Annotated in this window: 11 protein-coding genes; 4 read left to right on the top strand and 7 right to left on the bottom strand. The window is 38.0% G+C overall.

Going from position 1 to position 12,719, the window contains the following annotated elements; translation table 11 throughout:
* Window positions 1–11: 11 nt before the first annotated feature.
* Together ACOZIR_RS24805 and hmpA are read right to left on the bottom strand one after the other, a co-directional pair.
* Window positions 12–1,301 (bottom strand): lysine N(6)-hydroxylase/L-ornithine N(5)-oxygenase family protein, encoded by a 1,290-nt coding sequence (locus ACOZIR_RS24805; protein ID WP_045291984.1) that lies wholly within the window; start codon window positions 1,299–1,301, stop codon window positions 12–14.
* Window positions 1,302–1,373: 72 nt separating this feature from the next.
* Complete coding sequence (gene hmpA / locus ACOZIR_RS24800) at window positions 1,374–2,555, bottom strand: NO-inducible flavohemoprotein (RefSeq protein WP_045291985.1); 1,182 nt, start codon at window positions 2,553–2,555, stop codon at window positions 1,374–1,376.
* Window positions 2,556–2,771: 216 nt separating this feature from the next.
* Here hmpA and ACOZIR_RS24795 point away from each other — a divergent pair, with 216 nt between their 5' ends.
* Together ACOZIR_RS24795 and ACOZIR_RS24790 are read left to right on the top strand one after the other, a co-directional pair.
* Window positions 2,772–3,221, top strand: a complete 450-nt coding sequence (locus ACOZIR_RS24795; RefSeq protein ID WP_045291986.1) for an Rrf2 family transcriptional regulator — start codon at window positions 2,772–2,774, stop codon at window positions 3,219–3,221.
* Between the two features lie 173 nt (window positions 3,222–3,394).
* Complete coding sequence (locus ACOZIR_RS24790; protein ID WP_016762840.1) at window positions 3,395–3,526, top strand: YflJ family protein; 132 nt, start codon at window positions 3,395–3,397, stop codon at window positions 3,524–3,526.
* A gap of 48 nt (window positions 3,527–3,574) precedes the next feature.
* On the opposite strand, the gene ACOZIR_RS24785 is transcribed toward ACOZIR_RS24790, so the two are convergent.
* Both ACOZIR_RS24785 and ACOZIR_RS24780 read right to left on the bottom strand, forming a co-directional pair.
* Window positions 3,575–4,660, bottom strand: coding sequence for a nitric oxide synthase oxygenase (locus ACOZIR_RS24785; protein WP_045291987.1), 1,086 nt, complete (start codon window positions 4,658–4,660; stop codon window positions 3,575–3,577).
* 99 nt (window positions 4,661–4,759) lie between these two features.
* Window positions 4,760–5,692, bottom strand: a complete 933-nt coding sequence (locus tag ACOZIR_RS24780; protein ID WP_421536010.1) for a D-2-hydroxyacid dehydrogenase — start codon at window positions 5,690–5,692, stop codon at window positions 4,760–4,762.
* 262 nt (window positions 5,693–5,954) lie between these two features.
* Here ACOZIR_RS24780 and ACOZIR_RS24775 point away from each other — a divergent pair, with 262 nt between their 5' ends.
* Complete coding sequence (locus tag ACOZIR_RS24775) at window positions 5,955–7,511, top strand: ABC-F family ATP-binding cassette domain-containing protein (RefSeq protein WP_045291989.1); 1,557 nt, start codon at window positions 5,955–5,957, stop codon at window positions 7,509–7,511.
* A gap of 194 nt (window positions 7,512–7,705) precedes the next feature.
* Here ACOZIR_RS24775 and ACOZIR_RS24770 read toward each other — a convergent pair whose 3' ends face one another.
* Together ACOZIR_RS24770 and ACOZIR_RS24765 are read right to left on the bottom strand one after the other, a co-directional pair.
* Entirely contained in the window at window positions 7,706–8,602 is an 897-nt protein-coding gene (locus tag ACOZIR_RS24770; RefSeq protein ID WP_421536009.1) for an amidase, read from the bottom strand.
* A 161-nt stretch (window positions 8,603–8,763) separates the two neighbouring features.
* Window positions 8,764–10,101: an ATP-binding protein gene (locus tag ACOZIR_RS24765; protein ID WP_421536008.1), complete on the bottom strand. Its 1,338-nt coding sequence runs from the start codon at window positions 10,099–10,101 to the stop codon at window positions 8,764–8,766.
* A 368-nt stretch (window positions 10,102–10,469) separates the two neighbouring features.
* Here ACOZIR_RS24765 and msrA point away from each other — a divergent pair, with 368 nt between their 5' ends.
* Complete coding sequence (gene msrA / locus ACOZIR_RS24760; RefSeq protein WP_071277989.1) at window positions 10,470–10,985, top strand: peptide-methionine (S)-S-oxide reductase MsrA; 516 nt, start codon at window positions 10,470–10,472, stop codon at window positions 10,983–10,985.
* A 49-nt stretch (window positions 10,986–11,034) separates the two neighbouring features.
* On the opposite strand, the gene ACOZIR_RS24755 is transcribed toward msrA, so the two are convergent.
* Entirely contained in the window at window positions 11,035–12,672 is a 1,638-nt protein-coding gene (locus ACOZIR_RS24755; RefSeq protein WP_367049073.1) for a family 14 glycosylhydrolase, read from the bottom strand.
* Between the last annotated feature and the right edge of the window lie 47 nt (window positions 12,673–12,719).

Genomic DNA, 12,719 nt, shown 5'->3' with positions numbered 1-12,719 from the left:
AAAGCAGAAATTCAAAACAAATTAAATGTCTGAAACGTCGTCTCTTCTGGAACTGGGTACACATCTCTACCTGCAATTACGTTCAGAATACGCTGATTGCGCTGAACGGATAAACCAAGATTTGTTGCGCCAGATCCATGTGAATGTTCGATATTAGTTAAAGTAAAAAAGTGGTGGTTACGGGGGTGTTTAAAGACAAGCCGGTAATCTTTTGTGACTTTGAAACGCTTGTCATCTTCCCATTCGATATCATCTTTTATTCGTTCAATGAACGGCGAAATCTTTGGCTTATAGCCCGTGGATAATATCAAACGATCCGCTTCGTATTGAAAAGAGCGTTCAGCCTTTAATTGTTTGCACTCCAGCTCATATCCATTTCCTTTTTTATGAATGTCACTTACTTCAGTCGAAGCTTGAATCGTAACGGGTACTCTTCCTTTAAGTGAACGATGATAGAGTAAATCATAGATTTTCGTTAAGGTAGAAGATTCAATTCCGTGACGTAAAGGATTTAAATCTTCTACTGTGCTTGTACGTTCCTCAAAAGCTAGCGAATGAAAGTAATCTACATAGTCTGGCGAAAATAACTCTTGAGCAAGCTTGGATTGATCAAGCTGAAAAAAATTAGAGGATCTTGTAAACCATGTAAGGTGGTAATCATGTTCAGTCTGTTCTTCTAGTAAATCAAGAAAAATCTCGGCAGCACTTTGTCCTGACCCAACGATCGTTACATGCTTTCCTTTTTGAACCTCTTCTTTTTTATGTAAATAGCCGCTGCTGTGTAAAATATGCTCATTCAGCTTTTCTTCAAAAGCCGGAGGCACAAGTGGAATGCTTCCTGTTCCCATTACAACGTGTTTAGCATTTACTGTTTGAATTCCCTCAGGTGTTTCTACCTTTACTTCATAATACTCTTCTTCATTTTTCGGTATCACGTCCACAACTTTTGAAGAAAAGTGGCAGGAAGATAGCTGCTCCGCTACCCATTTTGCGTACTCGTTGTATTCTTGACGCGGAATGTCAAAACGATTAAAGAAAAAGAACGGATACAAGCGTTTTTGCTTGTGAATATAATTTAGAAACGAATAGGGGCTTGTTGGATCCGCAAATGTAACTAAGTCTGCTAGAAACGGAATCTGCAAGTCCGTGCCGTCAATTAACATGCCTGGATGCCATTCAAATTTCTCTTCTTTATCAAAGAAGACGGCATCAATTTCATCAAGAGGCTCAGCAAGGGCCGCTAAGCCTAAGTTAAAAGGTCCTATTCCTATTCCCACCATGTCATACTGCTTATTTGTCATCTTTAAACTCCCTTTCATAAAAAAAGCTAACAGTATTGTCTACTGTTAGCTTTTTACCCTTTTTCCATACATTTATGCGGAAGGAGTCATACTCATTTTCGGGCCAAACGATTCATACATGATATTTTCTTGGGAAATACCCATTTCTGCTAAGCCTTCTAACACCATTTGCGTAAATGAAGAAGATCCACAAACATAATAATATGCATGTTTATCGCCGGCATATTTAGCTAGCTCTTTTTTAGTTAAGCGACCATACGTTATGTTTTCATCATGCTGATCTGTTTGCGCTTGACTATAGAAAACGTGTTGTTCAAACGTATATTTCTCTGACAACGATTGAAGCTCTCGTTTCATTGCATGAAACTGCTCATTTTTAGCACTGTGAATAAATGTTACTTCTTGATTGTTTTCCAATGCTTGATGAAGCATTGACATCATTGGAGTAATCCCTACACCTCCGCTGATAAATACTGATTTATTATTTTCTTTTAAGACAAAGTCTCCTGCTGGAACGCTGACTTCAAGCAAGTCTCCTTCTTTCAATTGATCATGTAAATAAGTTGACACGACCCCGTCTTCCATTTGTTTTTCTCGTTTTACGGTAATTTTATAGTATGGCTGGTTTGGATAGCCAGATAAGCTGTACTGGCGAATGGATAAATACTCTTGACCAGGAATTCGTACACTCACATACTGACCTGGTAGAAAAGCTGGCAGCGCTTTTTGATCAGGTGATACTAAATAAAACGAGTACACGTCTTCTGCTTCTTTTATTTTTTTATGAACCATTAATTTTTTATAATCTTTCCATCCTTTTTCTTCGGCTTCTTCATATAACTCTTGCTCCACACTTATGAATACGTCTGCAATGGCACCGTAAGCTTCTTTCCACGCTTCCATAATCTCATCGGTCGCAGCTTCTTTTAAAACATCTTTAATTGCCTTTAATAAGAACTCTCCTACAATCGGATAGTGCTCTGCTTTTACGCCGATACTGCGATGTTTATGGGCAATTTGCTTCACAACTGGAAGCAGCGTTTCAAGCCGATCGATGTACTGCGCAGCAGCATAAACTGTATTAGCTAACGCCATTTGCTGACGTCCTGTTTTTTGATTTGTTTGGTTAAATACATTTTTTAAAGAAGGATACTGTTCAAAAAGCATTTCATAAAAACGAGTTGTGATTGCTTGACCATGCTTTTCTAAAACAGGAACTGTACTTTTTACAATAGAAATAGTTGTTTGTTTCATAACTTTCGCCTCCGAAAGATTCATTTTTAAAAGATATATTTTTAATACATCTTTATAATACTCATATCCGACTTAAAAAGATATATTTTATATACATATTTAAAAAAATGTTCACAAATTCACTCCTGCAAAAACGAGAGCATTCTTTCTGTATTTCTTAGATATAGACATGCTATTATAGATATATCAGCTGCTGATAAGAGAAGAGGTAAAAAGATGAGGCTCACACAATATACAGATTACTCACTGCGAGTTTTATTATATTTAGGCGTTCGCGATAATAATAAACTAAGCAATATAAAAGAAATTGCTGAAGCATATAATATTTCAAAAAACCATCTTATGAAAATCATTCACGAGCTTGGGAAACTTGGCTTAATTGAAACGATCCGAGGACGAAACGGCGGTATTCGTTTAGCTCAGCTTCCAAAAGACATTAATATTGGAAAAGTGGTACGTCAAACAGAAGAAGATTTTCATATTGTTGAATGTTTTGACCGTGAAGGAAACTTCTGCATTATTAGCCCCGTCTGTAAGTTAAAAAGCGTTTTGCATGAAGCCACGCAAGCCTTCATTAAGGTTTTAGATCAGTATACATTAGAAGATCTAATCCAAAATAAAGACGAATTAAACCTCCTCCTTCTATCTCAAAAAAACGAGGAATGATCAAACTAAAATTTCTCTGAAATCATTCTCGTTTTTTCGACCTTTTTCCCTTTCATCATAAAATAAAAGATGTTACAATGAGGCACGTATTGGAAAGACAAGATGTCTCCATTCGAGCAGACAATGAACCTCATTCTGTTCATCCTAAAAAAATGACGAAAGGGTGTTTGAGTATGCACGTAGGAAGCAAAGGCTGGTATGTTGAGGAACTTAAAAAACGAGGAGTTCGCAACCATGAAGGCCGCAAAGTGGAAAAGTACAAAACATATGTACTTGCTAACTTGCTTGATAAACACAAAAATTAATTAACTTGTAATAAGAGAGTACAAATTTGTACTCTCTTTTTTGTTCATTTAATAAGCAGCGTCTTGATAAAAATAATTTGGTGATAATACTTTATTTTTATAAGGCTTATGAAAAATATGCGTGGTTGCTGGCGAAACCGGTGGGATTAACCACGTCCAGTTCCCAGTCACTTCCCGGCCATTTTTTTGCTCTCTTTCTTCAAACAAGTGAAATTGCTGAGCAGCCGTATGATGATCTACAATGCTAACACCTTCTCGTTTGAAAGAAGAAAGCACCGCAACGTTTAATTCGACAAGGGCTTTGTCCTTCCAAAGCATAGCGTTGTAATCCATGTTCAATCCCATCATAGAAGCTATTTTTGGAAGTTGATTATAGCGATACGTATCCGCTAAATTTCGGGCACCAATCTCAGTCCCCATGTACCATCCATTAAATGGTGCTGCAACGTAATCAATCCCTCCAATTTCTAGCTTCATATCTGAAATCATCGGGACAGCGTACCATTTTAACTGTAAGTCTTCAAATTCAGGAAGTTCTGGATGCGTAATAGCTACTTCTTTCACTAAATGTTTTGGAATCTCAAAACATCGAGGTGATGCTTCATTAACTTGCAGAACCAAAGGAAGAACATCGAAGTGAGTTTTCTCACCTTCCCACCCCAGCTTTTGGCAAACCACCGTGAACGCAACAGAATCAGGATCTCCTATCACACCATATTCCGTCTCGTACCCCGCATAGCGGATTAGCTGATGATTCCATATTCTAACCGGCTCTTTTGCTTTCATTTTCGGTTTAAACACCGTAATAGTAGGCCGGATTTTCCCATCATTTGTTGCATATTCAATATGGTGAAACAAGGCGTCTCTTACCTCTTCAACTGTGCTTGCCTCTCGCTTATCAAATACATTGAGCGATTGCCAAAATAGTCGTCCGATACATTTATTGCTGTTTCTCCAAGCCATGCGAGCTCCGTGCTCTAACTCTTCAAATGTATGATCATAATGTCCGAGTGACATAATTTGCTGATGAATTTCTTTTAATCGCTTGTTTTTGTCCGCTTCGCTTTTTTCAAGTTCAGCGTAACACGTCTCTATAAATACACGTGCTTGTTCAAATAATTCTTCTTGCTTCAACGTTTGTTCCCCCCTAGAAGAACAGATTTCATTCTTTTCGTCCAAGAAAAGCAAGTTTCAGTATACCATTCTCATAGCGGAAACGCGCATCATAATGCTTTAATAACCTCTTTCAATATTAACCAAGTTAGAAGGCAATTCGCCTTGCTCAACTTTTTGCAGCGTTTCAACAAAGCACTCTACGGCTTCTTCAGGCGTAGTCACCGCTGAAATATGAGGTGTTATGATGATATGTGAATGATTCCACCAAAAAGATTCTTTCGTTAACGGCTCATGCTCAAACACGTCTATGTACGCTTTTCGAATACGCTTTTGCTCAATAGCCCCTACTAACGCATTTTCATCTACAGTTGCACCTCGTCCAACATTTATAAAATATGCATTTTCAACTACATTCATCCATTTTTGATTAAAGTAGCTTTTTGTTTCATTCGTTAGCGGCATTGTACTAATAATCCAATCAGCTTCTTTTAGCAAGTCTCTCTCATTTGAAATCGAGACCACTTGATCAAATGACGGCTTTTCATTTCCACTTTTAGATACTCCTATCACTCGTACACCAAAAGATTTTAAAACGGCTGCAAGACGTCCGCCGATTTCACCTGTTCCGTAAATGATGACCGTTTGAGCAGAAAGCTGCTGAGGCTCTACCGCTTTCCACTGCTTTTGTTTTTGCTGATGCTGAAACTGTGCGTGGTGCTGAAGTTCAGCTAGCATATAGCTAAGACAATATTCACTGATTCGCTGACCAAATGAACAAACCGTACGTGTTAACATCACACTCTTTTTCCAATTCCCACTTTCTAAGAACCGATCGACTCCTGCGCCGAGAGAATGAATCCATTTGAAGCTATGGTCTTCAAAGTAATCCGTTGGACCGAAGGATAAAAGCGCGTCAGCCCAGTTTAAATCTTCCATTGTAACGTCTTTCTCTTCCATAAATCGAAACGTCTGAGACAGCTGCTTTTGTTTGATTATCTCCTGCAACTCTTTATGCATTCTTCCTGCCACTAGTATGGTATGAATGTTCATTTCTTTTCCCCCTGCCTTTTTATTCTTCTATATACTCTATTTGAATAATTCGATATGACCGTCCCTTCGTCATGAAGGATTTTTACATTGATATATATATAGTATGAATGAAGAGAAAGGAAGACGCGAGTGAATTTTATATGACGTTCAAGGCTGGAAAACTCATATGGATTTATGTATATAAGTTCGCTATAATCGTTATGAATCAATTTGTTTATAACGAAACGTACGATAGATATTTTAAAAGAAAAGGTGTGTCAGCATGAGTGTATTAAACGTAAAAAATCTAAGCCATGGTTTTGGTGACCGTGCGATTTTTAACGATGTATCATTTCGATTGTTAAAAGGTGAACACGTCGGCTTAATTGGAGCAAACGGCGAAGGTAAATCAACATTTATGAACATCATTACAGGCAAGCTAGAACCGGATGCTGGAAAAGTAGAATGGTCCAAAAAAGTGCGCGTTGGCTATTTAGATCAGCACACGGCATTAGAGCGCGGGCTTTCTATTCGTGATGTACTAAAAAGTGCTTTTCAATATTTATTTGATTTAGAAGCTCAAATGAATGGCCTCTATGAGAAAATGGCGGATGTATCACCAGAAGAACTTGAAAAACTATTAGAAGAAGTCGGTACGCTTCAAGACCTCTTAACAAATAATGACTTTTACATTATCGATGCAAAAGTCGAAGAAATTGCACGCGGATTAGGATTAGAAGATATCGGCTTAGACCGTGATGTACAGGATTTAAGTGGCGGACAGCGTACAAAAGTATTGCTGGCCAAATTATTGCTTGAAAAACCAGAAATTCTCTTACTTGATGAGCCTACAAACTACTTGGATGAACAGCATATTGAGTGGCTACGACGCTACTTGCAAGAATATGAAAATGCCTTTATTTTAATTTCTCATGATCTTCCATTTTTAAATAGCGTGATCAATTTAATTTATCATATGGAAAACCAAGAGTTAAATCGCTATGTAGGAGACTACGACGATTTTATGAAAGTATATGAGATGAAAAAGCAGCAGCTTGAAGCAGCTTATAAAAAACAACAGCAAGAAATGGCAGATTTAAAAGATTTCGTAGCGAGAAACAAAGCACGCGTGTCGACACGAAATATGGCCATGTCTCGTCAAAAAAAGCTCGATAAAATGGAAGTAATTGAACTAGCTCAAGAGCGTCCAAAACCAGAGTTTAACTTTAAGAGTGCTCGTACTTCAAGCAAATTAATTTTTGAAACATCTGATTTAGTGATTGGATATGAAGAGCCGCTTTCTAAGCCACTGAATTTAAAAATGGAGCGAGGTCAAAAGATTGCCCTTGTAGGAGCAAATGGAATCGGGAAAACAACTCTTTTAAAAAGTATTTTAGGAGAAATCAAACCGATTTCAGGCTCTGTAGAAAAAGGCGATTACCAGCATATCGGCTATTTCGAACAAGAAGTCAAATCGGCTAATTATAATACGTGTATTGAAGAAGCATGGAATGAGTTTCCTCACTTTACCCAATATGAAATTCGTGCAGCTTTAGCTAAATGCGGCTTAACAACCAAACATATTGAAAGTAAAGTAGAAGTTCTAAGCGGTGGAGAAAAAGCAAAAGTTCGTCTATGTAAGCTGATTAACAATGAAACCAACATTCTTGTACTTGATGAGCCTACAAATCACTTAGATGTAGATGCAAAAGATGAATTGAAGCGAGCTTTAAAAGAATACAAAGGAAGTATCTTAATTATTTGTCACGAACCTGAATTTTATCAAGATGTTGTCACAGACGTGTGGAACTGCGAATCTTGGACGACTAAATTATTTTAAAAAAACAGGTTAAAAGAGGCATATCTTTTGGAAAAAGTGGGAATGATAAGATTAAGTTCCCCCCCTTTGTGTGAGTAGCCATTTTTTAAATGGTTACTTTTTTTATGTATAGTCCTTTAATAAAATGGCTATATTGTATCTATACTCCCTAAACCCAAAAAGGCCGCTGCAGCGATGCAGCGGTCTTTTCGTTGTCATGGCTTCATCTGTAGCCAGCTATCAAAATGATGAACAGCTATACTGCTTGGAGAATTTTCAGCTTGACACTCCGTAAGCAAAATGCTCAGCTCTTGCATCATCTTTTCTTCTCCTTTAGCAGAAAAAGAAATGTATTCCCCTTCATCTGAGGCCATCGTTTCTACCCCTATTTCAATCGGAGTAGATAGTACACGTCCCCACCTGCGTTCATTTTCTGTTATTTCAGCAATACCGTTTTCTTTATCCACATGGTTTCGATACGCCATAATTGTGACTTCATCAGCGTATTGAATAACCCATTGCCCCAGCGAACCAGAACCGTTGCTATTTTTGAAGGAAACTCCGTCAAACCAAAACGGTATATCTACAGCAAGCGGCAAGTGTAACTCATGAGACTGTACAGCGGCTTGAGAAATAACATATTGGTAATGCAGAATACTTTTAGCTCGATTATTTTCCCAACTTTTATACAAATAAGGCTCTACATCCAAATGAATCCCTGAAAATTGCTGTTGATCGTCTGCTTCTGCTTGGTAAGCTGTTATCCAATTAAAAAATGCTTCCTGCTCTTCTATACCAGAAGGCCCTATCCAATAAGGAGCGCCGTCAAGTGCGTAAACACTTATGCCCTTGGCTTGTGCTTGTTGGATAAAATGCCTATATACAGAAGGTAAAAGATCAGTATCAATTTGTAAATAAACGTTTGTTACCTTCTTTTCTTGAAGCTTTTCGAGGATAGCTTCTTGGTTCAGCATCCATTTCTTTGTATCCCACACCCACGTCGACAGCGGTATATTCATCTCTGCATTCACCTTTGATTCACACCCTATTCCTTTCCCCATATTAAACAGCCATACAACCACCAGAAAAATAAGAACGCACTTGCTTTTCACACTCTTTTTCCTCCTTTATACGAGCCAGAACTCATATAAAGAGAGTCTGGCAGCTTGGCAACTTTATGGTGAATTTCCCCCTTAAATCTGTAGCTTTTAGCAAACTCCTCCTTATCAATTTTTTGCAGCTTAATCTCTATACGTTCTATCGGTTGCTTGATTTATTTCTCTATATCTTTCTTATTAAATAAATATGCCTGTTTTGGATGGTTTGGCTGATTTGGATATTTCAACTGTAATTGTCCTTTTCGTAATAGCTTTGTTAAATAATTATTACGTACTCCATCCGGCGTTCTTTCTAGTAAATAAGCAAACTCTTTAAGCATGAGCGGTTTTTCTTTACATAACTCAAGAATAATATGTTCCATCTGATTCGGCGAAAGCCGTTTTTTTTCACGAGCCAGCGCTGCAATATCCCATAGCTTCGTATCAATATTCTCTACATTTACCAAATTAGAAGAATTCTCTCCTTGTTCATTATTATAGGAGTTATGATTATTATTATAGGAGTTAACATCGTTATTGTATAAGTCACTCTCGTTATTATAGTAGTTATCTTCCTTATTCAAGGAGTTAACATCGTTATTGTATGACTTTAACTCCTCTATTAATTCTTTATTATAGGAGTACTCGTTTTTATTATAGGAGTCTTTTTCGACATCGTTTTCAGGTGTATTTTGATATTTTTCGACATCTTTAAAATTATTTCCCGAATCATCTATAGACGTATTATAAGTGTCTTTTTCAGAAGAACTTACCTGTCTTTCTTGAGTGGACAGAGATAACATGACCACTGTACGATGCATAGAAACATCTTGATCAATAGCCGGCGTTTTATAATGATGCAGGCTCCAATTTTGCTTTACTTTTTTCAAACCAGAGCCCGAACGTTCACATAGCCCTAGTAAACTGAATAGCTTAACGATATTTGGGTTTCGAAGCTGACTAACGGTATTGCTAAAAACTGAATCTGTAGGTACTAACAAAAGACCTGGATTAGAAAAAACGTAATGAGAAGGTTGCTTTTCTAAAATAACGCCGCCCTCGCCATTATAATCCGCATGAATAAGCATATTGATTAAAGCTTCTGTTAAAGAGGAAGCGATTAACGGCTGCGGTTCGTTATTGCGAACAATTTCATGAATATGGAAATAAAAATCAAAAATATTTCCTGACCACGTCCCGTCTTGAGAGGTAAAACGCTCTGTCCATTCTTCATCCCCTTTACTTTCCCGGTATTCTAAAAAGTATTGTGGTAAAACTTCTGTGATAATCCGTTCTTCACTGAATAAAAGCAGGCCTGCGAGCGTAACTCCTTCTTTATGGGTATCTCTAACCTTTCCCCATGCTCCTACTTTGTATAAAAACTCTTTTGTTTCAAGTGCATTCCAAGGATGGGCTGGTTTTACTTCAGCAAATCGATCCCGGTAGCTTTTGATCGTATCAAAATTTAATTCGTTTAATCCATAGTGCTCTAGGATGAGATTATCTTGTAACATATTCAACTCTCCTATTATCTTTGTATATTTATTTAACAGCGTGAATATGCTGCTTCTTACCTCTTATTACTCACATACTAATTTTATTTATCTAGATGCTATCAGCATTCTAAAGTACTGCGCGTAAATTGTCATTCTGTCGCGCAATCTCTTCTAAATCGATATATACATCTTATCTATTCTATCATTTTTTCTTTATTCTCTCCTTCATTTTTCAATCTTCAAAGCAGCCGAGTTTATTGTGTAAAAGCTGTGGATAAACATAAATATCCACAGCTTTTACACAACCTACAAACCCTTTTCTAGCTGTTTCAATATAAATTTGATATAATACCCTTCATAACAACGGAGTAAGTGAGGGATTACGTATGGAAAAAGCTACATTTGCAGGTGGATGTTTCTGGTGTATGGTTACGCCTTTTGAAGAGCTAGAAGGTATTCACGGCATTGTATCAGGATATATGGGGGGAACTGTGGATAACCCTACTTATGAGCAAGTGAAATCTGGCACAAGCGGTTACTACGAAGTGGTTCAAATCACATTTGATCCTGAAGTGTTTCCCTATAAACGTTTATTAGATCTTTATTGGCCGCAAATCGATCCAACAGATGATGAAGGTCAATTTCAAGATCGCGGCTCGCAGTATCGAACAGCAATTTTTTACCATAATGACAGCCAAAAACAAGCAGCTGAAGAAACAAAGCTAGAGGTCGCAGAAAGCGGACGTTTTAAAAAACCAATCGTGACAAGCATTCTTCCTGCCTCTACGTTTTATGAAGCGGAAGAGTATCACCAAGATTTCCACAAGAAAAATCCAAAGCACTATAAAGAAGACCGCGCTAAGTCCGGCCGGGATGAATTTATTCAAACGAATTGGAAATAATTTTTATGTTCAAAACAAAGCCGCATAGCATTTGCTATGCGGCTTTGTTTTACCAATTATCCGTATAAGTCGTTGTTGCCGACGGCACGCTCCAATATTGCTGTGCAGGCTGCCATGCTTTTAACGATCCATCAGCTCTCTTCACGATTGCTTTAAATTGAACACTTTGACTGGCAGGAAAATAAACGGTGCCTCTCCAATCGGCTGTAGATGAATTGTATGTTAATTTAATTGGATAAATGGACGTATCCCACTGACCTAGCTCAGCTCTGTCTCCAACAATATAAACCGTTTCTCCTACCGCAGTTGGCGCATTTTTTACTACAACCGTTTGCGCAACTGGTGTAACGCCCAGCGTATTTTTAAATTGCCCCATCAGCGTATCATTGTTAATAACATCGTAGAAACGAAGCAAAGTAAATCCTGCAAAATTATAGTTAAAGGCCATTTCAGCTGCTTTTTTATATTGATCTTCACTGCCTATAGTTAAAGCATTTTCTCCGTTTAAAACAATTCCTTTTGCATCCGCAATACCTGCTACTTGGCGTACAAGCGTCTTTGGCATAGAATATTCCGGATAATTTCCGCTGTCCGTCATTTCTAAGCACGTAAACGTTATATCTAATTTAGCTGTTTTAAACGCGTCTAAAAGCGCACTGTAATCATTATATCCAGCAGGTTTTTCTGCAGCATGAGGAATCGTCGGATTATTGTACTGCCAATGAATTCCCGCCACTTTTGCACCGATTGGTACGTTAAAGGTGGCATCAAAAGCCTGATGAGCTAACTGTCCAATACGTTTTGTGTGATCTTCCAAAGCACCTTGATACCATGCTAAGAAATCTTTTCCATAAGCTGTTGAATAACCATCTTTTAAGAACTGATAGCCATCTGATGGCGGTAAAATTTGCGATGCAGAGGTTAAATTGGTTCCCCATGCCTGATTAACGCCGGCGAGTGAACCGTATTTAGTCAAAGCATATGATTGAAACTTGCTTTTGGCGAAGTTCGTATACACTTGAAATTTCCCTCTAGACGGATAGCCGGTTCCGTCTGCTGCTGTATAGGATGGATAACGAATTTCACCTGCAGGGCCTCCGGATAAATAGATTTTAGCAATCACGTCTTTATAAGGTGCTAACGCTTGCGCAAATGCCGTATAGAGCTCTCCGTATTGTTTAGAAATAACGTCAGTTGCAAGCGGGCTTAGCGTTTCTTTATTTATCGTACCTGTTTCAGATTTAAAGTAAAGGCTGTCATCACTTTTTAAGTTCCATACCCAAGACGGAAGCGGAACGTTACAATCATCTCCAACATTACCGCCGCACTGATGAGTAGAAATAATAGGAACGATCTTTATACCTGCATTACGAGCAGCTTGAGCGAAGCGCTGCGCATAGGAAAAATCAAACTGCTGGTCCCCGTTTTTCTCCATATCTCCCCACCAGAAGTCTACTGTCACTGCATAAAATCCATTTTGTTTTGCTTTGCGTAAATCGTTCTCAAACGCTTCCCATGTTGTATAGTCTGTTACCTTTTTTAAAGGCGCCATTAAGTAGGTTTTGTAACCCGGATTCATTGATTTTCCATCTACGGCAGCTGCTCCGTTAATTGGATTCAAAATGAAAGCGTTAACAAAAATAAACATCAAAACGAAAGCCAACCCTTTTTTACATAGCTGTTTCATATCTTCCCTCCATTTTTCAAAATCACCTATAGGTATTCGGCGGATCT

Origin of the sequence: Priestia sp. D3YE.R1 (assembly GCF_049199565.1) — a bacterium.
In the GTDB taxonomy this organism is placed as follows: domain Bacteria; phylum Bacillota; class Bacilli; order Bacillales; family Bacillaceae_H; genus Priestia; species Priestia aryabhattai.
Note: the sequence above shows the minus strand (reverse complement) of the source record. Positions and strands in the feature narration are given on the sequence as shown.